We start from the raw sequence: 23,649 nt of genomic DNA, 5'->3' as shown, positions 1-23,649 counted from the left end.
TCGCTCCTACAGGTTTCGAACGATTCCTGTAGGAGCGAGGCTTGCCCGCGAAGAGGCCATCGAAAACGCCCTCACTCCCCGGCAATAAAACTCACCCGAACCTTCAACCCTGCCTTCTCGCCATCGTGAAGGCTGATCTGCGCCAAATGCGCACGACAAATCTCCCCCACAATCGCCAACCCCAACCCCGAACCCGCGACCTGCTGGTTGCGTCGATAAAAGCGCTCGAACACCCGATCACGCTCTTCCAGGGGAATGCCCGGCCCATCGTCCTCGACCTCCAGCACCGCTGGTGCCGTCACCCGCAGAATCACATTGCCACCCGGCGGCGTGTGGGCCAGGGCGTTGTCCACTAGATTGCTCAGCAATTCGTTCAACAGCGTCGGCTCGCCGCGCAGCCACACCGGTTCCTCCGCCTCCAGCGCCAGCGCCACGCCCCGTGCGTGGGCCAGCGGCGCCATCGCCATGCCCAACTCTCGGGCCAACTGGCTAAGGTCCAGCAATTGCGCGCCGCCCTCGGCAATCGCCCGCGCGCCGTTTTCGACCCGTGCCAGGGACAGCAACTGATTAGCCAAATGTGTCAGGCGATCAGTGCCCTGGGCGGCGGTTTCCAGGGTGCTACGCCAGGTTTGCGGTTCGCTGGCACGCAGCCCCAGTTCGAGTCGCGCCTTGAGCGCCGCCAGCGGCGTACGTAATTCATGCGCGGCGTCGGCAATGAATTGCGCCTGACGCTCGAACTGCCCGCGCAGACGCTCGGTAAAGTGATTGAGCGCCCGCACCAACGGCCACAATTCACGCTGCACTTCCACCAGCGGCAAAGGACGCAGGTCATCCGATTGCCGCTCCTCCACCGCCGTGCGCAAACGCTCCAGCGGGCGCAGCGCCGCACTGACCGCGAACCAGACCAACAACAATGCACCAATCGCCAACATCCCCAGGCGCAGCAACGTATCCGCCGCCAGGCTGCGCGCCATGCTGACCCGTGCCTCGTCGGTTTCAGCGACGCGGATTTCCGCCATGCCATTCATGTTCGGTTCGCTCACCGGTTTGAGCAAACTCACCACACGGACGTTCTGCCCGCGATAAACGGCGTTATAGAAACGTGCCAGCGCCGGATAGTCATCGGTGCGCGGCGTACCCGGCGGTGGCGGCGGAAGGTTTTCGTAACCGGAGATCAGGTTCTGGTGGATGTCGTTGACCAGATAAAAGATGCGCCCGGCACTGTCGTAGGCAAACGTGTCGAGAGCGACATAAGGGACATCGGCGCTGAGGGTGCCGTCACGCTGGGAAACCCCGGCGGCAATGGTCCGCGCCGAGGCCAGCAAGGTGCGATCGTAAGCGGTGTCCGCCGCTTCGCGACCATTCCAATAAGCGCTCAAACCACTGGCCAGCATCAACACCACCAGCAACAACGCCAGGTTCCACAGCAACCGCCAACGCAGGCTGCTGGGCTTATGCATCGCGGCTTTCCAGCAAATAGCCGAGGCCGCGGAAGGTCACGATCGCCACCGGTTGGCCGTCGAGTTTCTTGCGCAAGCGGTGGACGTAGATTTCGATGGCGTCGGGGCTGGCCTCTTCGTCCAGGCCAAACACCTGAGAAGCCAATTGCTCCTTGCTCATCACCCGACCGGGACGAGCGATCAACGCTTCAAGCACTGCCTGCTCGCGAGACGTCAGGGTCAGCAATTCTTCGCCGAGGGTGAAGCGCCGGGTGTCCAGGTCATAAGCCAGCACGCCGCAGGTCTGCTGACGTTCACCCCCCAGCACGCTGCGGCGCAACAGGGCTTTGACCCGAGCTTCGAGTTCAGTCAGTTCGAACGGTTTGGCCAGGTAATCGTCGGCGCCCAGATTCAGGCCGTGGACCCGATCCTTGACGTCGCTGCGAGCGGTCAGCATCAACACCGGCAGGTTCTTGCCCCGGGCCCGCAGCCGCGCCAGCACTTCGAAACCATCCATGCGCGGCAGGCCGACGTCGAGGATCGCCATGGCGTATTCCTCGCTGCTCAGGGCCAGGTCGGCCGCCACGCCGTCGTGCAAGACATCCACGGTCAACCCGGTGCTCTTAAGCGCCTGGGCAACACTTTCGGCGAGCTGCAGATGGTCTTCGACGAGCAGGACACGCATGGATACTTACCTCGTTCAGGGATGGTCGACGCCATTCTTTGGCGCGGAGTTTACAGCCGCATCCGCCGCTGTGAAGCCCGAAAACCGTGAAAGTCAGCTGAAAGGTTAGCGAAAGGTTAGCCGGTTAGAGTCCGGCCACGGACAGTTCCGGCTGCCCGTCGCTAGCGCACTAGCGAATACGAAAAACGCCACGAAGCGTTTTCGCCAATAAGAACAATAACGGAGTACTTCACGATGCTGTCCATGCAGCTTCAGGCTCGCCCGCCTGTTCGTTTTCCCCGCCTCAGCCACACCGCCCTTGCCAGTGCCGCCGCCTTCGCCGGCTTTTCGCCGTTGAGCCAGGCTGCCTTCTTCGAAGACAGTACGGCAACCCTCGAAACCCGCAACATGTATTTCAACCGCGACTTTCGCGACGGCACCAGCGCCCAGCAATCCAAGCGTGACGAATGGGCCCAGGGGTTTCTGCTCAATCTGCAATCGGGTTATACCGACGGCACCGTGGGGTTCGGTGTCGATGCGTTGGGCATGCTGGGGGTCAAGCTCGATTCGAGTCCCGATCGTACCGGCACCGGCCTGCTGCCGACCCACGATGACGGCCGCGCCGCCGACGAGTACTCCAAGCTGGGCTTGACCGGCAAAATAAAAATCTCCGCCACCGAACTGAAAATCGGCAGCCTGATTCCGGAACTGCCGATCCTCAAGCCCAACGACGGACGCACTTTGCCGCAGACTTTTGAAGGCGGCCTGCTCACCTCCAAAGAGATCAAGAACCTGACCTTCACCGGTGGCCGACTGGAGAAAGCCAAGGACCGCGACAGCACCGATTTCGAGGACATTGCCCTCAACAACAAGAACAGTCGCTTTGCCGGCACGGCCGCTGGCAAGCACTTCGATTTTGGCGGCGTGGATTACAAGTTCACCGACAAGATCACCGGCAGCTACCACTTCGCGCAACTCGATGAGGTCTATAACCAGCACTTCCTCGGCGTGATCGCCTCGCAGCCGTTCGGCCCGGGCACCTTCGGCACCGACCTGCGACTGGCCATCAGTGATGACCAGGGCGCGGCCCGTGGCGGCAAGATCGACAACAATTCCCTGAACGGTCTGGTGAGCTATGCCTTGAGCGGGCATAAATTCAGCGCCGGTTACCAGCACATGTCTGGCGACAGCGCGTTTCCGTATGTCGATGGCGCCGACCCGTACCTGGTCAACTTTGTGCAGATCAACGACTTTGCCGGCGCCGAAGAACACTCCTGGCAAGCGCGCTACGACTACGACTTCGCCAAACTCGGCATCCCCGGCCTGAGTTTCATGAGCCGTTACCTGAGCGGCGACAACATCAAGCTCAAGAACGGTGACGAAGGCAAGGAGTGGGAACGCAATACCGAGATCAAATATGTAGTACAAAGCGGCGCACTCAAGGACGTCGCCGTGCGCCTGCGTAATGCCACCTACCGCTCCAACTACTCCGCTCGCGATGCCGATGAAGTGCGTCTGCTGGTGAGCTATAGCGTTGCCCTTTGGTAATTCAGTACGTCCATAACAACAACTCCCAAGGAGACTTGAATGAACTTATCACTGCGTAAAGTTGCTCTCACCGCCAGCGCCCTGCTGTTCGCCGGCCAATTGATGGCTGAGCCCAAGCGCCCGGAATGCATCGCCCCGGCCTCCCCCGGCGGTGGTTTTGACCTGACCTGCAAACTGGCGCAAAGCGCGCTGCTGAATGAAAAACTGCTGACCAAACCGATGCGCGTGACCTACATGCCCGGCGGTGTCGGCGCGGTGGCGTACAACGCGGTGGTTGCCCAGCGTCCGGCCGATGCCGGAACGCTGGTGGCGTGGTCCAGCGGCTCGTTGCTGAACCTGGCCCAAGGCAAATTCGGGCGTTTCGATGAAACCAACGTGCGTTGGTTGGCTGCGGTCGGCACCAGCTACGGCGCTATCGCAGTGAAAAGCGATTCGCCCTACAAGACCCTCGACGATCTCGTTCAGGCGCTGAAGAAAGATCCGAGCAAAGTGGTGATCGGCTCCGGCGGCACCGTGGGCAGCCAGGACTGGATGCAAACCGCGCTGATCGCCAAGGCTGCCGGGATCAACCCGCGTGACCTGCGTTATGTCGCCCTCGAAGGTGGCGGTGAAATCGCCACTGCCCTGCTCGGCGGTCATATCCAGGTCGGAAGCACCGACATTTCCGACTCCATGCCGCACATCCAGAGCGGTGACATGCGCCTGTTGGCGGTGTTCTCCGAGAAGCGTCTGGACGAGCCGGAAATGAAGGACATCCCGACCGCCAAGGAGCAAGGCTACGACATCGTCTGGCCGGTGGTTCGCGGCTTCTACCTTGGGCCAAAAGTCAGCGACGAAGACTACGCCTGGTGGAAAGACGCCTTCGACAAACTGCTGGCGTCCGACGACTTCGCCAAGCTGCGTGATCAGCGTGAACTGTTCCCGTTCGCCATGACCGGCCCGGAGCTGGACACCTACGTGAAGAAGCAAGTCGCGGACTACAAAGTGCTGGCCAAAGAATTCGGCCTGATCCAGTGATCGCCTCTGTCTAGCGGCTGCGGCCTCGCTTGTGCGGGGTCGCGGCACAGGAGTTTTCCATGCTCGTACAACGCATTTTTGCTTCGGTGCTGCTGGCGGTCTGTATAGGCCTGGCGCTGATGGCGTGGCCGTATCAAGCGGCTTTTTCCTATGAACCTGTAGGACCCCGGGCCTTTCCGCTGTTGATGTTGGGCCTGATGGGCCTCGGTTTGTTGTACATGCTGTTTCGCCCGACGCCCATCGTGCACAGCGAAGACGATCCGAAACTCGACCGCGAAACCCTGAACAAGATCGGCATCTGCATCGTCCTGTTGCTGATCTTCGCCGGGCTGTTCGAACCCTTGGGCTTCATTCTCAGCAGCATCCTGATCGGCATCCCGATGGCGCGCCTGTACGGCGGGCGCTGGCTGCCCAGCATCGTCGTCACCACGCTGATGAGCGTTGGCCTCTACCTGCTGTTCGACAAGTTGATGGACGTGCCGCTGCCCCTCGGGCTGCTCGACGTTCTGGAGAACTGATATGGATACGTTTGGCTATTTGGGCCAGGGTTTCGGCGTCGCGCTGAGCCCGTACAACCTGGTGACCGCACTGTGCGGCACATTGATCGGCACCGTGGTTGGCCTGTTGCCGGGCCTGGGCCCGATCAACGGTGTGGCGCTGTTGATCCCGATTGCCTTCGCCCTGGGTCTGCCGCCGGAATCGGCGCTGATCCTGCTGGCGGCGGTGTACCTGGGTTGCGAATACGGCGGACGAATCAGTTCGATCCTGCTGAACATTCCGGGCGAAGCGTCCACCGTGATGACCACCCTCGACGGTTACCCGATGGCCCGCAAAGGCCTGGCCGGCGTGGCGTTGTCGCTGTCGGCGTGGAGTTCGTTCATCGGCGCGTTCATCGCCACTTGCGGCATGGTGCTGTTCGCCCCGCTGCTGGCGAAATGGGCGATCGCTTTCGGCCCGGCGGAATACTTCGTGTTGATGGTGTTCGCGATTGTCTGCCTCGGCGGCATGGCCGGTGATCGTCCGCTGAAGACTTTTATCGCGGCGCTGATCGGCCTGTTTCTGTCGAGCGTCGGCATCGATGCCAACAGCGGCGTGTACCGCTTCACCGGGGACAACATCCATTTGACCGACGGCATTCAGTTCGTCGTGTTGGTGCTGGGCCTGTTCTCCATCAGCGAAATTCTCCTGCTGCTGGAGAAAACCCATCGCGGTCAGGAAGCGGTGAAAGCCACCGGGCGCATGATGTTCAACTTCAAGGAAGCGTCGTCGGTGTTCGTGGTGAACATCCGTTGCGGCTTGCTGGGTTTCATCATGGGCGTGTTGCCGGGTGCGGGCGCGACGCTGGCCAGCGCTGTGGCCTACATGACCGAAAAACGCATCGCCGGCGCCAAAGGCACGTTCGGCCAGGGCGACATGCGCGGCCTTGCTGCCCCGGAAACGGCTATCGGTGCTTCGGCCTGTGGCGCCCTGGTGCCGATGCTGACCCTCGGCGTTCCCGGTTCGGGCACCACGGCGGTGATGATCGGCGCGCTGTCGCTGTACAACATCACCCCAGGCCCGCTGTTGTTCCAACAGCAACCGGACATCGTCTGGGGCCTGATCGCTTCGTTGTTCATTGCCAACATCATGTTGGTAATCCTCAACATCCCGATGATCCGCATCTTCACCCGCATCCTCGCCGTGCCGAACTGGGCACTGGTGCCGGTGATCGCGATCATTACCGGGATCGGCGTCTACGCCGTACACGCCACCACCTTCGATCTGTTTTTGATGGTCGGCATCGGGATCTTCGGCTACATCCTGCGCAAACTGGATTTCCCATTGTCGCCGGTGCTGCTGGGCTTCATCCTTGGCGGCTTGATGGAGCAGAACCTGCGGCGCGCCCTGTCGATTTCCAACGGTGCGCTGGAAATCCTCTGGTCGAGCCCGATCACCTTTGGCGTGTGGGTGCTCACGGCCATCATGCTGCTGGTACCGATCCTGCGAATCTGGCGCAAACGTTCGATTGCGAGGCGCGTCATTGCTGATGTCTGATCGTCCCTTCAAAACCTGGTGGGGAACACCGCTGGTCGGCCTGCTCGGCGGCTACCTCGCCAGCCAGGTCGGCTGGCCGCTGCCGTGGATGGTCGGCTCGTTGCTGGCGATCATCCTGGTGCGCTGCCTCACGCCTTGGCAATTGGCGGAAATCCCTGGCGGGCGCAAGTGCGGGCAGTGGATCGTCGGCATCGGCATCGGCCTGCACTTCACCCCGGTGGTGATGGAGCAGGTGTTGAGCCATTTCGGTTTGATTTTCTTCGGTGCGTTGGTCACCAGCCTGTCCAGTGTGGTCGGGGTCTGGTTGATGCGGCGCACCGGGGAGGATCGCGCGACAGCGTTCTTTTCCAGCATGCCGGGCGGTTCCGGGGAGATGGTCAACCTCGGCGCCCGTAATGGCGCGGTGCTCAGCCGGGTTGCGGCGGGGCAAAGCCTGCGGGTGCTGGTGGTGGTGCTGTGTGTGCCGGCGGCGTTCAAGTATTTGCTCGGGGATGGTACGCCGATTGGCCATTCCACAGTCGTCGATTGGCGTTGGTTGGCGATTCTATTTCCGGCGGGCGCACTGCTCGCCTGGATCTGGCAGCGTTTGCGCCAGCCCAACCCATGGCTGTTCGGGCCGTTGCTGGTGAGCGCGGCGGTGAGCATTGGTTGGGACTTGCACATCGGCTTGCCCAACGGCGGCAGTCAGATTGGCCAATGGCTGATTGGCAGCGGCTTGGGGTGTCATTTCAATCGGCAGTTCTTCCGCCGTGCACCGTCGTTTATGGGGCGGACGTTGATTGGAACGGTGCTGACCATGTTGATCGCCACGGCGGCGGCGCTGGGTTTAAGTGCGCTGACCCATCTGGATCTGCGTTCGCTGACATTGGGCATGATGCCTGGCGGGATTGCGGAGATGAGTCTGACGGCGGAGACACTGCAATTGTCCGTACCGCTGGTGACGGCGATGCAGGTGATGCGGTTGCTGTTTGTGTTGTTTCTGGCGGAGCCGTTGTTCAAGTATTGGAATCGGGTGCCCGATTCAGTCTGATAGACCGAGGTGCTGATCGTTCCCACGCTCTGCGTGGGAATGCAGCCCGGGACGCTCCGCGTCCCAAAGCGGACGCAGAGCGTCCATTGAGGCATTCCCACGCAGAGCGTGGGAACGAGCATTACGCCACCGGCGGCAACCGCCACTCAATCGGCGTTTCGCCATTCTGTTCCAGAAACTTGTTAGTCCGGCTGAAATGCCCGCACCCAAGAAATCCACGATAGGCAGACAACGGCGACGGATGCACCGAGGTCAACACCAAATGCTTGGTCGCATCGATCAGCTTCTGCTTACTCTGGGCATGCGCCCCCCACAGCATGAACACCAGGTGCGGTTGCTTTTCACTGACCACTTCAATGATCCGATCGGTGAAAAACTGCCAGCCCTTGTCCTTGTGCGCATTGGCGTTGGCGCGCTCGACGGTCATGGTGGTGTTGATCATCAGCACGCCCTGATCGGCCCAGCTCTGCAGGCAACCGTGGCTCGGGATGTCGATGTTCAGGTCGCGTTTCAACTCTTTATAGATGTTCACCAGCGACGGCGGCGCCGGCACGCCCGGCTGCACCGAGAAACACAAGCCATGGGCCTGGCCCGGGCCGTGATACGGATCCTGGCCAAGGATGACAACCTTGACCTTGTCCAGCGGCGTCGAGTTGAGCGCATTGAAAATCATCGGTCCTGGCGGGTAGATTTCCTTGCCCGCCGCACGCTCCTGTTGCAGGAATGAACGCAACTCTGCCATGTAGGGCTGGTCGAACTCAGCACGCAGTGCTTCCTTCCAGCTCGGTTCGAGTTTGATACGGTCGTCAGCAGTCATGGTCATACCCGGCAAAAACAATGGGGCGAACCCTAGGAAAGCTGGGCAGGCTTGTCAATTGATCTGACACAGAACCGGCACTTTCCTGCAATGCGATCATACTGAACGCTCAAATTCCCGATCGAGGTCACGATGAATTTGCACTTCGAAGAACTCACCGGCACCGACGGCGCCCGCATCGGCATCGCCAGCCTGGATGCCGAAAAGTCGTTGAACGCCCTCTCCTTGCCGATGATCAACGCCCTGCGCGATCAGATGGACGCCTGGGCCAAGGATCCGCAAATCGTTTGTGTTTTGCTCCGCGGTAATGGCGCCAAAGCCTTCTGTGCCGGTGGCGAAGTGCGCAGCCTGGTCGAAGCCTGCCGCAACCATCCGGGGGAAGTACCGCCCCTGGCCGCGCAGTTCTTTGCGGCGGAATATCGCCTGGACTTCAAACTGCATACCTACCCCAAACCGCTGATCTGCTGGGGTCATGGCTACGTGCTCGGCGGCGGTATGGGCCTGCTGCAAGGCGCGAGCATTCGAATCGTCACGCCAAGCAGCCGTCTGGCGATGCCGGAGATCAGCATCGGCTTGTACCCGGACGTCGGCGCCAGTTGGTTTCTGTCGCGACTGCCCGGCAAGCTTGGGTTGTTCCTCGGCCTGACCGGCGCGCACATGAACGCGCGGGATGCGATCGACCTGGATCTTGCCGACCGCTTCCTGCTCGAAGAACAACAGGAAGAACTGGTCGAAGGCCTGCTGCAATTGAACTGGCAGGAACAGACGCCGATGCAGCTCAACAGCCTGCTCAAGGCCTTGCAGCAGGAAGCCGTCGCGCAGATGCCCGAGGCGCAATGGCTGCCACGCCGCCAGCAAATCGACGAACTGCTGGATGTCAGCGATGTGCGCTGCGCCTGGAAAGCCATCAGCCATCTGCGCGACTCCACCGATCCGCAGCTCAGCCGCGCGGCGAAGACCATGACCGAAGGCTCACCCGTGACCGCTCATCTGGTCTGGGAGCAAATCGCCCGGGCCCGGCATCTGTCATTGGCTGAAGTCTTTCAGATGGAATACACCCTGAGCCTCAACTGCTGCCGTCACCCCGAATTCAGTGAAGGGGTGCGGGCGCGGTTGATCGACAAGGATCAGAAGCCGCATTGGCATTGGCCGGACATCAATAACGTGCCGGATGCGGTGGTGGAGGCGCATTTTCATAAGGTTTGGGAAGGTCGGCATCCATTGGCGGATTTGTCGGAGTACTGAAATCCGGGCACAAAAAAAGCGGCGCTTAATGCGCCGCTTTTTTATAGCTGCCTGTCGGAAAAGTTAGCGGCGACCGCCCCGGCCATCACGACCGTCGTGATCGCCACGTCCACCCCGGTGATCCCGTCCATCGTGACCCCGGCGATCATTGTCCCAGTTGCCCCGATTGCGGCCATCCCAACCGCCTCGGTCATGGCCTTGCCAGCCACGGTTGTAGGACTGGTAGTAGCGCGGTTGCGCCTGGTAATAACGCGGCGCTGGTTGGTAGTAACGCGGCGCCGGTTGGTAATAGCGCGGAGCCGAGTAATAGCTGCCACCGCCCGAGTAATAAGCCGGCGCGGGGGACGAGTAGACCTCAGAACTGTAGTAGCTGCCTCCATCTCCGTAGGAATAGGGAACGCATGCACCAAGGGAAAAACTCAACACGACCAGCAGAAGAATTCGGCGATACATGGCGGCCTCCTGGACCGCGAGTAGCCACACCAGCGACGCTGGCAGGCGACAGCCAATTGTTGGCGACTGTCGAAAGATCAGACATCGATTTCGGAATCTGGTGCGTTTCTGAAACACATTGAAACAAGTCCCCGATGAAAGGTTTTTCATCCTCGCCATAAAAAACGGCGCGTCCGTCAATGGAAGCGCCGTGCTGATCAATGGCGACCGTAACGGCCGCCACCGTGGTAATAAGCCGGTCCGTGACCGCCGTAATACCCGTGGCCGCCGTAGTAATAGTAGCGATAGCGTCCGTAATACCGGGGGTAGGAATAGCCGTAGTAATAAGGCGAGTAGTAATAACCGGGGTAGTAATACGGCGTTGAGTAAACATCAGCGGTGCCGGCGTAGTAATAGCAACCCGACAGACCCAAGCCCAACACCGCGCCCAGCAACAATCGACGAAGCAATTTTTGATAAACCATGGCGGCCTCCTGAAAGACCCGCGACAGCAGCCGGCACAGGCCGACTCACACCTGTTTTGACTGTAAAACCGGCACCCAGTGCGCGCAGGCTGAAACCTTCGGATAAGCGGCCCATTGCGGTGCGCTGATGCACCATCACAAGGCAATCACGCGACCTCCTCCCTCAGCCAATCGGCGTCATCCCCCCGTCCAGAGGCCTCGCAGCGACTTGGCACGGCTCTCGCTTTAGTAAAAGCGTGCAGGAGTCATCACAGGTTCGCGGCACCACAATTTGCAATGGCTGACTAGGGTTCCGGCTCGCTTAGGCGAGTGGCTGGTCCGAGAGTTGGCGACCTCCAGTTGAGGTTACACGGCGGGACAAAAGCCCGGGAGACAAGCCACCGTTCGCGGTGCCGCGTTGACTCCTGCCCGCCCTTGATCAACTGGAGAACCATCCCATGACCCGATTCCGTATACCCACCCTGCTCGCCGCCGCATTCGCCGCCCTCGTCAGCGTCTCGTCCCACGCCGCCCAGAAAGACCACTTCAGCGTCTGCTGGACCATCTACGCCGGTTGGATGCCGTGGGAATACGCCGGCAGCCAAGGCATCGTCGACAAATGGGCGAAGAAGTACGGGATCAAGATTGATGTGGTGCAGCTCAACGACTACGTCGAATCGATCAATCAGTACACCGCCGGTCAATTCGATGGCTGCACCATGACCAACATGGACGCACTGACCATTCCGGCCGCCGGTGGCGTCGACAGCACCGCGCTGATCGTCAGCGATTTCTCCAACGGCAACGACGGCATTGTGCTCAAGGGTGAAGGCAAGAAAGTCACCGACCTCAAGGGCATGGACGTCAATCTGGTCGAACTCTCGGTGTCCCACTACCTGTTGGCCCGGGCCCTGGATTCGGTGGACCTCACCGAGAAAGACCTGAAAGTGGTCAACACCTCCGACGCCGACATCTCGGCGGCTTTCAACACCGATCAGGTCAACGCCGTCACCACCTGGAACCCGATGCTCTCGGACATCAAGGCCAAGCCTGCGGTGACCGAGGTGTTCAATTCCAGCCAGATCCCCGGCGAAATCATGGACATGATGGTGGTCAACAGCGCCACCCTCAAAGACAACCCGGCGCTCGGTAAAGCGCTGACCGGCGCCTGGTTCGAAGTGGTGGAGTTGATGAACGCGAAAAACGCCGCGAGCAAAGCCGCTCTCGAACACATGGCCAAGGCCTCGGGCACCGATCTGGCGGGTTTCCAGTCGCAACTCGACACCACCAAATTGTTTGCCACGCCCAAAGAAGCCCTGGCGTTCTCCACCAGCAAGCAATTGCCGGAAACCATGCGCAAGGTCGCCGAGTTTTCCTTCCAGCACGGTTTGCTCGGTGAAGGCGCCAAAGACACCAGCGCCGTCGGCATGGCCTTCGCTAACGGCGTGACCAGCGGCGACAAAGGCAACCTCAAGCTGCGCTTCGATCCGAGCTACGTGCAGATGGCTGCTGACGCCAAGTTGTAAGACTGGAGGACCTGGCCATGCGCCTGATCAATCGCCACCCGGATCGCCCGAGTCGCTTGCTGTTGGTGATCCTGCCGTTCGCCCTGGTGCTGTTCGCCTATTTCATGGGCTCGGCCGAGCGGCTGACGGACAACCCCAACGACAAACTGCTGCCCAGCGCGGCGCAGATGACCGACGCGGTGAAACGCCTGGCCTTCGTCGCCGACAGCCGCACCGGCGAATACGTACTTTGGCAAGACAGCGCGTCCAGTCTGCGACGCCTGGCCATCGGCCTCGGCATCAGCGCCTTGGCCGGGTTGTGCCTGGGCATGGCGGCCGGGACTTTGCCGTTATTCGGCGCGCCGTTGTCGCCGTTATTGACGGTGCTGTCGATGGTGCCGCCCCTGGCGATCCTGCCGATTCTGTTCATCGTTTTCGGCTTGGGGGAGTTGTCGAAAGTGATGCTGATCGTGATCGGCATCACCCCGGCGCTGGCCCGTGATTTGGAACAACGCGCCCGAGAGATTCCCGTGGAGTTGCTGATCAAGGCCCAAACGTTGGGCGCTTCGACCTGGACGCTGATGCTGCGGGTGGTGCTGCCGCAATTGCTGCCACGGCTGTTGATTTCCCTGCGGCTGATGCTCGGCTCGGCGTGGTTGTTTCTGATCGCTGCCGAAGCCATCGCCTCCACTGACGGCCTCGGCTACCGGATTTTCCTGGTGCGGCGCTACCTGGCGATGGACGTGATCTTGCCTTACGTGGTGTGGATCACCCTGCTCGCCTGGCTGATGGATTGGGGTTTGAAGCGCCTGACTCAACGTGCGTTTCCTTGGTATGAAGGAGCGCGAGCATGAGCTTCATCACGGTGAAAAACGTCTGGCAGCAGTACGCCGATCAGGTGGTACTCGAAGGTCTGAATCTGAACGTCAACGAAGGTGAGTTCTGCACGTTGGTCGGCGCCTCGGGTTGCGGCAAATCGACCTTCCTGCGCCTGCTGCTGGGACAGGAAAAAGCCAGTCGCGGTGAGATCCTGTTGGACGGCCAAGCCCTGGCCGGCGAACCGGATTCAAGTCGTGGCGTAGTGTTCCAGCGCTACTCGGTGTTCCCGCATTTAACCGTGCTCGACAACGTTGCTCTCGGCCTCGAACTGCCCCGTTCGCCGCTGCTCGGCCGCTTGTTCGGCAGCGCGAAAAAAGACGCCCGGGAACAGGCTTCGGTGCTGTTGCACAAAGTCGGCCTCGGCCACTCGCGGGACAAGTACCCGGCGCAGCTCTCCGGCGGCATGCAACAACGGCTGGCCATCGCCCAGGCGTTGATCATGAAGCCGCGAGTGTTGCTGCTCGACGAACCGTTTGGCGCCCTTGATCCGGGCATCCGCAAAGACATGCACGTTCTGCTGCTGGAGCTGTGGCGCGAGACCCGACTGACGGTGTTCATGGTTACCCACGACTTGTCCGAAGGTTTCAGCCTCGGCACCCGTTTGCTGGTGTTCGACAAGGTCCGCGTCGACCCGCACGCCCCCGGCGCCTATGGCGCACGCATCACCTACGACATCCCTTTGAACAGCGACCGCCGCGCCACTCGCGCCGCCGTCGATGCCTTGCCGGCTGAGCTGGCAGGCACGCTTCGTATCGCTTAGAGGAATCTGAAAATGACTGATTCAACCCAACTGTTCCCGCCCTTCTCCGAAGAAATGCTCCCCGGCGGCGGCCATCGTTCCTTCGTATTGAAACGCGGCCAACTGCTGCGCCTGACCGACCTGCGCGGCGGCGCCAATGTGAGCCTGACGCTGCTCAACGCCAACGAAAAAACCGAACGCCTGAACCTGCCCGACAGCCTCAAATGCCAACACACCGCCAAGCTCACCGCCGGCCATTGTTTGTACTCGGACATGGGCCGCGTGTTGGCGGCGATCACCGCCGACACTTGCGGCTGGAGCGACAGCCTCGGCGGTGTGCTCTGCGCTGAAGAAGTCGCAGAGAAATACGGCGCCGGCCGCTATCAGGAACTGCGCAACGGCTTCTTTCGCAACGGCACCGACAACCTGTTGGTGGAACTGGGCAAGTGGGGTTTGGGCCTGTCGGATTTGCTGATGACCCTCAACCTGTTCAGCCGCGTGAACGTCGATGAGGCCGGCCACTTCCACTTTGTCGAGGGCAACTCCAAGGCGGGCGACTACATCGAGTTGTACGCGCCGATGGACACGCTGGTGGTGCTCACCGCGCTGCAACATCCGATGGATCCGTCGTCCGAATACGCACCGAAACCGCTGAAACTGAGCTGGATGAACGCCGACCCGAGCGTTGCCGAACACTGCCGTACTTCGCGCCCGGAAAACGAGCGCGGCTTTATCAACACCGACCGTTTGTTCGCCTGAGGATTGCTGCCATGTCACTCGCCATCGCTACTGCTCACCAGCAGCCAGAAACCGCGATCTACCGCGCCACCATCCCCGCCGGCGAACCCTGGCTGATGGAGGTCAAGGCCGGCCAGACCTTGCGCATCCTCGACCTGGAAGGCAATCAAGCCGTGGACACCTTGTTTTTCAGCGTCGCCAACCCGAAGGAACGCTACGACGTGCAACGCACCTTGCGCCGGCAGAACAGTGTGTACCTGAGCACCGGCAGCGTGCTCTATTCCAACCTTGGCCACGCGATGTTGACCATCGTCGCCGACACCTGCGGGCGTCACGACACCCTCGGCGGCGCCTGCGCGCAAGAGAGCAACACCGTGCGTTACGCGTTGGAAAAACGCTACATGCACAGCTGCCGCGACAACTACCTGCGAGCCTGTGTTCACGACGGACGACTGGGCAAGGGCGACATCGGGCCGAACATCAATTTCTTCATGAATGTGCCGGTTACCGCCGACGGTGGATTGACCTTTGAAGACGGGATTTCAGCGCCGGGGAAATACGTGGATTTGCGGGCGGAGATGGATGTGATTGTGTTGATTTCCAACTGCCCGCAATTGAATAACCCGTGCAACGCGTACAACCCGACACCAGCGGAGTTATTGGTATGGAACTGAAATTGACGCGGTTGCGGCGGTGGTTGTTTGCTCTGTGCCAGGCGCGCTCCGGGCAGTGCCTAAAACCCTCCAAACACCACTAAACCCACCCTGTGGGAGCGAGCCTGCTCGCGAAGGCATCAGCACATTCACCCTTGATGTCGACTGATACACCGCTTTCGCGAGCAGGCTCGCTCCCACAAGGGGTCTCCAGTGTTTGCAAGGCCATTGATTTTGCAGTCGGGGACGACCTCGGCGCCTATCGAAAAACTGCGGGACGGCCCGCATCCCAGGTCGAGGCTGATGCGTTATCGCCTCCGGGGGTTTTGCCATGTTCGAAAAAGTCCTGATTGCCAACCGTGGCGCCATTGCCTGCCGCATCCTGCGCACCTTGGGTGATTTGCAGGTCAAGGGCGTTGCCGTGTACTCCGAAGCCGATGCCGCAAGCCTGCACATTCTGCAGGCCGATGAAGCCCACAGCCTCGGTGAAGGTGCTGCCGCCGGCACCTATCTGGCGGTGGATAAAATCCTCGCCATCGCCCAGGTCACCGGCGCCACGGCGATCCATCCCGGTTACGGTTTTCTTTCGGAAAACGCTGCCTTCGCCGAAGCCTGTGAAGCGGTCAACATTGCCTTCATCGGCCCGACGCCAGAACAGCTGCGAGTGTTCGGCCTCAAGCACACCGCCCGCGCCTTGGCCAAACAGCACGGCGTGCCGATGCTCGAAGGCACCGAGCTGCTCGACAGCCTAGACGCGGCGCTGATTGCCGGCGAACAGGTCGGTTACCCGGTGATGCTCAAAAGCACCGCCGGCGGTGGCGGCATCGGCATGCGCGTGTGCCGCAGCGCTGCCGAACTAAGTGAATCCTTCGAAGCCGTCAAACGCCTGGGCCAGAACAATTTCAGCGACGCCGGGGTGTTCATCGAGAAGTACATCCAGCGCGCCCGGCATCTGGAAGTTCAGGTGTTTGGCGATGGCTTGGGCGAGGTGATCGCCCTCGGCGTGCGCGACTGTTCGGTGCAGCGGCGCAATCAGAAAGTCCTCGAAGAAACCCCGGCACCGAACCTGCCGGAGGGTATGGCGGATGAGTTGTGTGCGGCGGCAATCAAACTGGCGAAAGCGGTGAATTACCGCAGCGCCGGGACGGTGGAGTTTGTCTTCGACAGTGAAGATCAGCGCTTCTACTTTCTGGAAGTGAACACGCGATTGCAGGTAGAGCACGGCGTCACCGAACAGGTATGGGGCGTGGACCTGGTGCGCTGGATGGTGGAATTGGCGGCCGGTGATTTGCCGCCGCTGAGCGAGTTGAGCCGGGGTTTAAAAGCCGAGGGTCATGCGATTCAGGCGCGGCTTTACGCGGAAGATCCGGGCCGGGATTTCCAGCCGAGTCCGGGCCTGCTGACGGCGGTGAATTTCCCCGCTGCCGATGGCGAAAAATTGCGCATCGATACGTGGGTCGAGGCCGGTTGCGAGATCCCGCCGTACTTCGATCCGATGATTGCCAAAGTCATCAGTTGGGCGCCTAGCCGGGAGCAGGCGCTTAAAGATTTGCATCAGGCCCTGGGCGACAGCTTGCTCTACGGGGTGGAAACCAATCGCGATTATTTGCGGCAGATTTTGCTCGACGCACCGTTCGCCAGCGGCCAGCCATGGACGCGCTGCCTGGAACATCTGGTGTATCAGGCCAACACCTTTGAAGTGCTCAGTGCCGGCACGCAAACCAGTGTTCAGGATTATCCCGGTCGTCTCGGTTATTGGGCCGTGGGCGTGCCGCCGTCGGGACCGATGGACAGTCGGGCGCTGCGTTTGGGCAACCGATTGCTGGGAAATGACGAGGGTTTTGCGGCACTGGAAATCACCATGAGCGGACCGTTGCTGCGCTTCAATTGCGAGGCGGTGGTGGCGGTGACCGGGGCGGTGATTCCGCTGACGTTGAACGGTGAAGCGGTGCCGATGAATACCGCCCTGCTGATTCCCGCAGATTCTACGTTAAGTCTCGGCACCATCGCGGGTGCGGGCGCCCGTAGCTATCTGAGCCTGCGCGGTGGGCTGCAAGTGCCGGATTATCTGGGCAGCAAAAGCACTTTTACCCTCGGCCAGTTTGGTGGGCATGGCGGTCGGGCGTTGCGGGCCGGGGATGTGTTGCATGTGCCGGCGCTGAGCGACCGCAGCGTTGGTGGGCAACTGTCTGAAATCGCTGAGTTGCCGGCTGTGCGGCAGGTTCGGGTGATTTACGGCCCCCACGGTGCACCGGAATATTTCACCGAAAACTATATCGGGACTTTCTTTGCCACCCAGTGGGAAGTGCATTTCAACTCCAGTCGCACCGGTGTGCGGTTGATCGGGCCGAAGCCGGAATGGGTGCGGGCCGATGGCGGTGAGGCTGGATTGCATCCGTCGAATATTCATGACAATCCATATGCGATTGGTGCGGTGGATTTTACCGGGGACATGCCGGTGATCCTCGGGCCGGACGGGCCGAGCCTGGGCGGGTTTGTGTGCCCGGTGACGGTGATCGAGGCGGATCTTTGGCAGTTGGGGCAGCTTAAGGCCGGGGACAAAGTGCAGTTCCTCCCGGTCGATCTCAAAACCGCCCGAAATCTAGCCCTGAAATGGAATAACCCCTGTGGGAGCGAGCCTGCTCGCGAAGGGGCCAGATCAGACACCGCATCAACTTCTTCGCGAGCAGGCTCGCTCCCACAAGGGGTTGTGTCGCCTGTGGTGTTGGATATCGGTCAGTCAGATACGCGGTTGGTTGCCCGGCTGTCGGGGGACACTCACCTGCTGCTGGAGATCGGCGCCCCCGAACTCGACCTGGTCCTGCGCTTCCGCGCCCACGCGTTGATGCAAGCCCTGGAGTCCAAACACCTGCACGGCGTGATCGACCTGACCCCAGGCATCCGCTCCCTGCAAATCCACTACCAACCCGAGCAACTACCGCTGACCGATCTGCTCGGCATCATCGCCGGTGAATGGGACGCAGTGTGCGCCGCCAAGGACTTGCAAGTGCCGTCGCGCATCGTCCATCTGCCGCTGTCCTGGGATGACCCGGCCTGCCAATTGGCCATCGAAAAATACATGACCACCGTGCGCAAAGACGCGCCGTGGTGCCCGAGCAACCTGGAGTTCATCCGCCGCATCAACGACCTGCCGAACCTCGACGAAGTGCAGCGCACGGTGTTCGACGCCAGTTATCTGGTGATGGGCCTGGGCGATGTTTACCTCGGCGCACCGGTCGCCACCCCGCTCGATCCGCGCCATCGTCTGGTGACCACCAAGTACAACCCGGCGCGCACCTGGACCGCCGAGAACTCGGTGGGTATCGGCGGTGCCTACATGTGCGTGTACGGCATGGAAGGCCCCGGTGGTTATCAGTTTGTCGGGCGCACGTTGCAGATGTGGAATCGCTACCGCGAAGTGGCGGCGTTCGACGGCAAACCGTGGCTGCTAAGGTTCTTTGATCAGATTCGTTTCTACCCGGTAAGCGCCGATGAGCTGCTGCGCATTCGCCGGGATTTCCCTCTCGGGCGCTTCGAACTGAACATCGAGCACAGTCAGTTGAATCTGGCGGATTACCAGACGTTTTTGGCGAAAGAAGCCCAGAGCATTGCGGCGTTTCGCGATCAGCAAAAAGGCGCATTCAACGCCGAGCGCGAACGCTGGATCGCCAGCGGCCAGGCACATTTCGACAGTGAAGAACTGATCCCGGAAACCACCGAAGACGCGCCGCTGGCCGCCGGTCAACAGAGTGTCGACAGCCACATCGCCGGCAACCTCTGGCAGGTTCAGGTTGAAACCGGCGCACGGGTTGAGGCCGGGGATGTGCTGGTGATTCTGGAGTCGATGAAGATGGAAATCCCGCTGCTGGCGCCGATGGCCGGGGTGGTGCGGGAAATTCGCGTGCAACCGGGTTCGGCGGTGCGCGCCGGGCAGCGGGTCGTGGTGCTGGACCTCGACTGAACTCATTTTGAAAAGGATCAAGTCATGAATTTCAATCTGCAACTCGACGCCCTGCGCAGCGCTTATCGCGACGGTCACACCACGCCTCGGCAACTGCTGCTGAGCCTGCGGGACAAAGCCGCGGCGCTGAACCCCGACTATCACTTGTTCATTCATTTGCTCAGTGTCGAGGAACTGGAACCGTACCTCGCCGCGCTCGACGGCCGCGACCTCGATAGCTTGCCGCTGTACGGCGTGCCGTTTGCGATCAAGGACAACATTGACCTGGCGGGCATTCCCACCACGGCAGCGTGCCCGGCGTTTGCCTATGTACCGGAACGTTCGGCGACCATCGTCGAGCAATTGCTGGCGCTGGGGGCGATTCCGTTGGGCAAGACCAATCTTGACCAGTTCGCCACGGGATTGAACGGCAGTCGCTCGCCGTATGGTGCGTGCCCGAACAGCGTGTTATCGGAGTATCCGGCGGGCGGTTCCAGTGCCGGGTCTTCGTTGGCGGTGGCGCTGGGCGTGGCGAGTTTTTCCCTGGGGACGGACACGGCGGGTTCCGGTCGGGTGCCGGCGGCGTTGAATAACCTGGTGGGGTTGAAAGCCACCAAAGGATTGATTTCCACGGGTGGTGTGGTGCCGGCGTGTCGCACGCTTGATTGCGTTACGACCTTCACCGCCACGGCTCGCGAAGCCAGTCAATTGCTGGCGTTGACGGCGCATCTCGACCCACGGGACGCCTACAGCCGCCGCAATCCGTTGTGGAATGACGGCTCGGCATTCGGTGCGCCTCGCCCCTTCCGTTTCGGCGTGCCGCGGGCCCAGGACCTGGAATTTTTCGGCTGCCCTGAAGGCCCGTTGTTGTTTGGCGATGCCATCGACCAGCTCAAAGCCATGGGCGGTGATGCGGTGGAGCTGGATCTGTCACCGTTCCTCGAAGCCGCGCAGTTGCTGTATGAAGGCCCGTGGGTGGCCGAGCGCTATAGCGTGGCCGGCGAGTTGATGGAGCAAAATCCGCAAGCGGTACTGCCGGTGATCCGCGCTGTGCTGGCCAAGGCTCCAGCGGTGACTGGCGTGCAGACCTTCCGCGCGCAGTATCGATTGCAAGAATTGAAGGCGCTGTGCGATCAGGCGCTGGAAGGCCTCGATTGTGTGCTCACGCCGACCATCGGCCGTCCCGTGACGTTGGCGGAATTGGCGGTGGAACCGGTGCTGCGCAATTCGGAACTGGGCTACTACACCAACTTCATGAACCTGCTGGACTACGCCGCCGTCGCTGTGCCCAGCGGTTTCATGGGTAACGGTTTGCCGTGGGGCGTGACGCTGTTTGGCCGGGCGTTTACCGATCAGTATTTGTTGAGCGTGGCGGATGCGTTTCAACGGCAACACGCTTCGCCTGCGCCGACAACCGTTGCCCGCCATGACCGTGCACGGCTGGTGGTGTGTGGCGCGCACCTGGAGGGGCTGGCGTTGAACTGGCAACTGAAGCAGCGCGGGGCGCGGCTGGTGGAGACGACGTTCAGTTCGCCGGATTATCAGTTGTTTGCATTGGCCGGTGGTCCGCCGTTTCGTCCGGGAATGGTGCGGGTGAAGGACGGTGGCGTGGCGATTGCGGTGGAGGTTTGGGAATTGCCGAGCAGTGAATTGGGCTCGTTTTTGACCGGGATTCCGGCGCCGCTGGGGTTGGGCAAGGTGCAACTGGCGGATGGGCGTTGGGAGAGTGGGTTTATTTGTGAGGCTTACGGGCTTGAGGGCGCGGTGGATATCAGCCACTTCGGCGGGTGGCGGGCATACCTGAAAAGTCTCGGCTGACACCAGTCTGATCGTTCCCACGCTCCGCGTGGGAATGCCGCCCGGGACGCTCCGCGTCCCTTCGCAAGTGTGACGCAGAGCGTCACTGGATGCATTCCCACGCGGAGCGTGGGAACGATCACCCCGCGTAAATGCAGCGGTTATTTCCGCTCGGGGCCACTAGAATGCATGCCATCGGGTCACTGCCAACGGAACCACCATGCCACTTCGCTCGCCGCTGTATTCCCAACGTTCGTTGGTCCTCACGCTGATTGCGTTGCTGGGCGCCGGTTTCCTCGCCACCTCGTTTCTCAGTTACTACGCCTCGCGAGCGTCGATCCGTGACAACATCGTCAACACCGAGCTGCCGCTGACGTCCGACACGGTCTACTCGGAAATCCAGAAAGACCTCGTCAGACCGATCCTGATTTCCTCGATGATGTCCCGCGACACCTTCATGCGCGACTGGGTGGTCAACGGCGAGCACGACCCCGACCAGATGACCCGCTACCTCAACGAGGTCATGACCCACTACGGCGCCTACACCGCGTTTTTCATCTCCAACAGCAGCCTGACCTACTACCACGCCAAAGGCGTGCTCAAGCAGGTCAAGATCGACGAACCGCGGGACGCCTGGTACTTCCGCGTTCGCGACATGAAAGAACCCTACGAGATCAACGTCGACCCGGACCTGGCCAACAAGGACAACCTGACGTTCTTCATCAACTACAAGGTCTACGACTACAACAAACGCTTCATCGGCGCGGCCGGCGTCGGGCTGACGGTGGATGCGGTGATCAAGTTGATCGACAAGTATCAGCAGCGTTATCAACGCAGCGTGTACTTCGTCGACACTTTCGGCCGGCTGGTGCTAACCGGCGCCGAGGGCGGCCCCGAAGGTGCGCGGGCCGGCCGGAGCCTGGGCGAGCTCGACAGCATGAAAGGCCTGGTCAGCCAGTTGCCCAAACCCCACAGCGGCAGCTACGAATATTCCGTCCACGGCCAGGGACATTTCCTCAACGTGCGGTTTATTCCGGAGCTGAATTGGTACCTGTTCGTGGATAAACGCGAAGACGGCGCCCTCAGTGAAATCCGCCAGTCGCTGTACCTCAACCTGCTGATCTGCCTGCTCGTCACCTTGATTGTGCTGGCCCTGCTCAACCGGGTGATCAAACGCTATCAGAGTAAGATCCAGGCCCAGGCCACCCTCGACAGTCTGACCGAATTGCCCAACCGCCGTGGTTTCGACCTGTTGGCCGCGCAAGCCATGCACGAAGCCCGACGCGAACCGAAACCTCTGACCGCGTTGCTGCTCGATCTGGACCACTTCAAGGTGTTGAACGACACCTACGGCCACTTGGCCGGTGATCAGGTGCTGATCGGTTTCGCCCGGGACCTGGAAAGCTGCCTGCGCCATTCCGACATTGTCTGCCGTTGGGGCGGCGAGGAATTTATCGTGCTGCTCAAGGACACCGACGGTGAAACCGGTCAGAAAATCGCTGAGAAAATTCGCCAGCATGTGGAAAAACAGCGTTATGCCTACAACGGCAAGGAGCTGCGGCTGACAGTCAGCATCGGCCTGACCACCCTGCAACCGGATGAAACCTTGCATACCCTGCTGTCCCGGGCCGATCATGCGATGTATCGGGCCAAGCAAGCCGGCCGCAACCGCACCTGCGTGGAAATGCCTCACTCCGTTTATGAATAACCTTGATGACCAAGCCTGAAACCTGCCCGGCCTGCGGCGCCCCCAACGACTGCAGCCTGGCCGACCCACGAACCGCCGACCGCGCCTGCTGGTGCTTTGGCGTCAGCATCGACCCGGCGGTGCTTGAAGCGCTGCCGGCGGAACTGCGTGACCTCTCCTGCCTGTGCCCGCGATGCGCTCAGGTCGAGGCGCAGCTGCAAGCAGCCGCCCGGCCGATCACATAAGATGCGCGCCCCTTTGCCGTCCGATTTTTAACCCATGCGTGTAGACCGTTTCCTCAGCAACCTGCCGCGCTTCAACCGTAAGCAGGTTCGTCTGTTGCTGGTGGAAAAACGTGTGCGCATCGACGGAAAAGTCGTCAGCGATCCTCACAGTGAAGTGTTGGAATTCAGCCGCGTCGAAGTCGACGATGAAGTACTGCAAGTCGGCAAACCCGCGCGCTACTTCATGCTGAACAAGCCGTCCGGCTGCGTCAGCGCCACCCGCGATCCGCAACACCCGACCGTGCTCGACCTGATCCACGAGCCGGACAAGGACGACTTGCACATCGCCGGGCGCCTGGATTTCAACACCACCGGACTGATGATCATCACCAACGATGGCAGCTGGTCGCGTCGCCTGACCCAACCGCAGACCAAACTGCCCAAGGTGTATTACGTCGAGACCGAACAGGACATCGGCCCGGAGTATGCAGTGACCTTCAACGAAGGGCTGTACTTCGCTTTCGAAGACCTGACGACTCAACCCGCCGAGCTGGTGTTGCTCGGGGCGAAGGCGGCGCGGTTGAGCATCGTCGAAGGCCGTTACCACCAGGTGAAGCGCATGTTCGGCCATTTCGACAACAAGGTCCTGCGCCTGCACCGCGAAAGCATGGGCCCGCTGCGGCTCGATAACGCGCTAAAACCGGGCGAGTACCGCGCCTTGCGCACCGAAGAGATTCAATTGATCTAAGCAGGCGACCGCTCAGCAGAAGTTGTCGAACAATTTACGAATGACACTT

General features: G+C 61.0%; 21 protein-coding genes and 1 riboswitch. Of the genes, 16 read left to right on the top strand and 5 right to left on the bottom strand.

The genetic code is table 11. The features are described 5' to 3' along the window. Positions 1-71: 71 nt before the first annotated feature. Both tctE and tctD read right to left on the bottom strand, forming a co-directional pair. Positions 72-1,460, bottom strand: a complete 1,389-nt coding sequence (gene tctE, locus BK667_RS07365; RefSeq protein ID WP_123507586.1) for a two-component system sensor histidine kinase TctE — start codon at positions 1,458-1,460, stop codon at positions 72-74. Then, entirely contained in the window at positions 1,453-2,124 is a 672-nt protein-coding gene (gene tctD / locus BK667_RS07360) for a two-component system response regulator TctD (RefSeq protein WP_123406211.1), read from the bottom strand. The genes tctE and tctD overlap by 8 nt, the downstream gene beginning before the upstream one ends. Before the next feature lie 234 nt (positions 2,125-2,358). Between tctD and BK667_RS07355 the strand changes: the two genes are divergently transcribed. From BK667_RS07355 to BK667_RS07335, 5 genes are read left to right on the top strand one after another with little or no spacing between them, the layout of a single operon-like run. Continuing rightward, positions 2,359-3,651: an OprD family porin gene (locus BK667_RS07355; RefSeq protein ID WP_123597197.1), complete on the top strand. Its 1,293-nt coding sequence runs from the start codon at positions 2,359-2,361 to the stop codon at positions 3,649-3,651. 39 nt (positions 3,652-3,690) lie between these two features. Beyond that, positions 3,691-4,668, top strand: coding sequence for a Bug family tripartite tricarboxylate transporter substrate binding protein (locus tag BK667_RS07350; protein ID WP_123597196.1), 978 nt, complete (start codon positions 3,691-3,693; stop codon positions 4,666-4,668). 59 nt (positions 4,669-4,727) lie between these two features. Further along, positions 4,728-5,186, top strand: a complete 459-nt coding sequence (locus tag BK667_RS07345) for a tripartite tricarboxylate transporter TctB family protein (protein WP_123507580.1) — start codon at positions 4,728-4,730, stop codon at positions 5,184-5,186. 1 nt (position 5,187) lies between these two features. Continuing rightward, positions 5,188-6,702 carry a tripartite tricarboxylate transporter permease gene (locus tag BK667_RS07340; RefSeq protein WP_123507578.1) on the top strand — a complete coding sequence of 505 codons (1,515 nt, stop codon included), beginning with the start codon at positions 5,188-5,190 and terminating at the stop codon, positions 6,700-6,702. Then, positions 6,695-7,732 carry an AbrB family protein gene (locus tag BK667_RS07335; protein WP_123507576.1) on the top strand — a complete coding sequence of 346 codons (1,038 nt, stop codon included), beginning with the start codon at positions 6,695-6,697 and terminating at the stop codon, positions 7,730-7,732. Before BK667_RS07340 ends, BK667_RS07335 begins: the two co-directional genes overlap by 8 nt. 121 nt (positions 7,733-7,853) lie before the next feature. On the opposite strand, the gene ung is transcribed toward BK667_RS07335, so the two are convergent. Next, complete coding sequence (ung, locus tag BK667_RS07330) at positions 7,854-8,549, bottom strand: uracil-DNA glycosylase (protein ID WP_123507783.1); 696 nt, start codon at positions 8,547-8,549, stop codon at positions 7,854-7,856. 132 nt (positions 8,550-8,681) lie between these two features. Here ung and dspII point away from each other — a divergent pair, with 132 nt between their 5' ends. Continuing rightward, positions 8,682-9,794: an enoyl-CoA hydratase/isomerase DspII gene (gene dspII, locus BK667_RS07325; RefSeq protein ID WP_123597195.1), complete on the top strand. Its 1,113-nt coding sequence runs from the start codon at positions 8,682-8,684 to the stop codon at positions 9,792-9,794. Positions 9,795-9,857: 63 nt separating this feature from the next. Here dspII and BK667_RS07320 read toward each other — a convergent pair whose 3' ends face one another. Together BK667_RS07320 and BK667_RS07315 are read right to left on the bottom strand one after the other, a co-directional pair. Then, positions 9,858-10,247, bottom strand: a complete 390-nt coding sequence (locus BK667_RS07320; RefSeq protein ID WP_123507573.1) for a hypothetical protein — start codon at positions 10,245-10,247, stop codon at positions 9,858-9,860. Between the two features lie 197 nt (positions 10,248-10,444). Beyond that, the gene (locus BK667_RS07315) at positions 10,445-10,711 is read right to left on the bottom strand and encodes a hypothetical protein (protein ID WP_123507572.1); all 267 of its coding nucleotides are present in this window, start codon (positions 10,709-10,711) and stop codon (positions 10,445-10,447) included. A 273-nt stretch (positions 10,712-10,984) separates the two neighbouring features. Further along, positions 10,985-11,085, top strand: a riboswitch (guanidine-I (ykkC/yxkD leader). 63 nt (positions 11,086-11,148) lie between these two features. On the opposite strand from BK667_RS07315, the gene BK667_RS07305 reads away from it, so the two are divergent. From BK667_RS07305 to BK667_RS07255, 10 genes are all read left to right on the top strand, one after another. Continuing rightward, positions 11,149-12,216: a putative urea ABC transporter substrate-binding protein gene (locus tag BK667_RS07305; RefSeq protein WP_123597194.1), complete on the top strand. Its 1,068-nt coding sequence runs from the start codon at positions 11,149-11,151 to the stop codon at positions 12,214-12,216. A 17-nt stretch (positions 12,217-12,233) separates the two neighbouring features. Further along, the gene (locus BK667_RS07300; RefSeq protein WP_123597193.1) at positions 12,234-13,049 is read left to right on the top strand and encodes an ABC transporter permease; all 816 of its coding nucleotides are present in this window, start codon (positions 12,234-12,236) and stop codon (positions 13,047-13,049) included. Further along, positions 13,046-13,834, top strand: a complete 789-nt coding sequence (locus tag BK667_RS07295; RefSeq protein WP_123597192.1) for an ABC transporter ATP-binding protein — start codon at positions 13,046-13,048, stop codon at positions 13,832-13,834. The genes BK667_RS07300 and BK667_RS07295 overlap by 4 nt, the downstream gene beginning before the upstream one ends. Positions 13,835-13,846: 12 nt before the next feature. Beyond that, entirely contained in the window at positions 13,847-14,572 is a 726-nt protein-coding gene (locus BK667_RS07290; RefSeq protein WP_123597191.1) for an urea amidolyase associated protein UAAP1, read from the top strand. 11 nt (positions 14,573-14,583) lie between these two features. Further along, positions 14,584-15,225, top strand: a complete 642-nt coding sequence (locus BK667_RS07285; protein WP_123507562.1) for an urea amidolyase associated protein UAAP2 — start codon at positions 14,584-14,586, stop codon at positions 15,223-15,225. Positions 15,226-15,535: 310 nt separating this feature from the next. Then, positions 15,536-19,165: an urea carboxylase gene (uca, locus tag BK667_RS07275; protein ID WP_123597190.1), complete on the top strand. Its 3,630-nt coding sequence runs from the start codon at positions 15,536-15,538 to the stop codon at positions 19,163-19,165. A 24-nt stretch (positions 19,166-19,189) separates the two neighbouring features. After that, the gene (gene atzF / locus BK667_RS07270) at positions 19,190-20,962 is read left to right on the top strand and encodes an allophanate hydrolase (RefSeq protein WP_123597189.1); all 1,773 of its coding nucleotides are present in this window, start codon (positions 19,190-19,192) and stop codon (positions 20,960-20,962) included. A gap of 199 nt (positions 20,963-21,161) precedes the next feature. Beyond that, entirely contained in the window at positions 21,162-22,649 is a 1,488-nt protein-coding gene (locus BK667_RS07265) for a sensor domain-containing diguanylate cyclase (RefSeq protein ID WP_123507555.1), read from the top strand. 5 nt (positions 22,650-22,654) lie between these two features. Beyond that, a complete protein-coding gene (locus tag BK667_RS07260; protein WP_123507553.1) occupies positions 22,655-22,873 on the top strand; it encodes a cysteine-rich CWC family protein in 219 nt (72 codons plus the stop codon). Between the two features lie 34 nt (positions 22,874-22,907). Next, positions 22,908-23,600: a pseudouridine synthase gene (locus BK667_RS07255; protein ID WP_123597188.1), complete on the top strand. Its 693-nt coding sequence runs from the start codon at positions 22,908-22,910 to the stop codon at positions 23,598-23,600. Positions 23,601-23,649 lie beyond the last annotated feature (49 nt).

The sequence above is a fragment of the Pseudomonas frederiksbergensis genome, from assembly GCF_003732705.1.
In the GTDB taxonomy this organism is placed as follows: domain Bacteria; phylum Pseudomonadota; class Gammaproteobacteria; order Pseudomonadales; family Pseudomonadaceae; genus Aquipseudomonas; species Aquipseudomonas frederiksbergensis_F.
The sequence above is the reverse complement of the archived record's forward strand: the minus strand, read 5'-3'. Positions and strand labels throughout refer to the sequence as shown.

What these genes read in the sequence shown, in the direction of transcription:
- tctE (WP_123507586.1), bottom strand. Translation starts at nt 1,460, where the DNA reads ATGCATAAGCCCAGCAGCCTGCGTTGGCGGTTGCTGTGGAACCTGGCG.
- tctD (WP_123406211.1), bottom strand. Translation starts at nt 2,124, where the DNA reads ATGCGTGTCCTGCTCGTCGAAGACCATCTGCAGCTCGCCGAAAGTGTT.
- BK667_RS07355 (WP_123597197.1), top strand. Translation starts at nt 2,359, where the DNA reads ATGCTGTCCATGCAGCTTCAGGCTCGCCCGCCTGTTCGTTTTCCCCGC.
- BK667_RS07350 (WP_123597196.1), top strand. Translation starts at nt 3,691, where the DNA reads ATGAACTTATCACTGCGTAAAGTTGCTCTCACCGCCAGCGCCCTGCTG.
- BK667_RS07345 (WP_123507580.1), top strand. Translation starts at nt 4,728, where the DNA reads ATGCTCGTACAACGCATTTTTGCTTCGGTGCTGCTGGCGGTCTGTATA.
- BK667_RS07340 (WP_123507578.1), top strand. Translation starts at nt 5,188, where the DNA reads ATGGATACGTTTGGCTATTTGGGCCAGGGTTTCGGCGTCGCGCTGAGC.
- BK667_RS07335 (WP_123507576.1), top strand. Translation starts at nt 6,695, where the DNA reads ATGTCTGATCGTCCCTTCAAAACCTGGTGGGGAACACCGCTGGTCGGC.
- ung (WP_123507783.1), bottom strand. Translation starts at nt 8,549, where the DNA reads ATGACTGCTGACGACCGTATCAAACTCGAACCGAGCTGGAAGGAAGCA.
- dspII (WP_123597195.1), top strand. Translation starts at nt 8,682, where the DNA reads ATGAATTTGCACTTCGAAGAACTCACCGGCACCGACGGCGCCCGCATC.
- BK667_RS07320 (WP_123507573.1), bottom strand. Translation starts at nt 10,247, where the DNA reads ATGTATCGCCGAATTCTTCTGCTGGTCGTGTTGAGTTTTTCCCTTGGT.
- BK667_RS07315 (WP_123507572.1), bottom strand. Translation starts at nt 10,711, where the DNA reads ATGGTTTATCAAAAATTGCTTCGTCGATTGTTGCTGGGCGCGGTGTTG.
- BK667_RS07305 (WP_123597194.1), top strand. Translation starts at nt 11,149, where the DNA reads ATGACCCGATTCCGTATACCCACCCTGCTCGCCGCCGCATTCGCCGCC.
- BK667_RS07300 (WP_123597193.1), top strand. Translation starts at nt 12,234, where the DNA reads ATGCGCCTGATCAATCGCCACCCGGATCGCCCGAGTCGCTTGCTGTTG.
- BK667_RS07295 (WP_123597192.1), top strand. Translation starts at nt 13,046, where the DNA reads ATGAGCTTCATCACGGTGAAAAACGTCTGGCAGCAGTACGCCGATCAG.
- BK667_RS07290 (WP_123597191.1), top strand. Translation starts at nt 13,847, where the DNA reads ATGACTGATTCAACCCAACTGTTCCCGCCCTTCTCCGAAGAAATGCTC.
- BK667_RS07285 (WP_123507562.1), top strand. Translation starts at nt 14,584, where the DNA reads ATGTCACTCGCCATCGCTACTGCTCACCAGCAGCCAGAAACCGCGATC.
- uca (WP_123597190.1), top strand. Translation starts at nt 15,536, where the DNA reads ATGTTCGAAAAAGTCCTGATTGCCAACCGTGGCGCCATTGCCTGCCGC.
- atzF (WP_123597189.1), top strand. Translation starts at nt 19,190, where the DNA reads ATGAATTTCAATCTGCAACTCGACGCCCTGCGCAGCGCTTATCGCGAC.
- BK667_RS07265 (WP_123507555.1), top strand. Translation starts at nt 21,162, where the DNA reads ATGCCACTTCGCTCGCCGCTGTATTCCCAACGTTCGTTGGTCCTCACG.
- BK667_RS07260 (WP_123507553.1), top strand. Translation starts at nt 22,655, where the DNA reads ATGACCAAGCCTGAAACCTGCCCGGCCTGCGGCGCCCCCAACGACTGC.
- BK667_RS07255 (WP_123597188.1), top strand. Translation starts at nt 22,908, where the DNA reads ATGCGTGTAGACCGTTTCCTCAGCAACCTGCCGCGCTTCAACCGTAAG.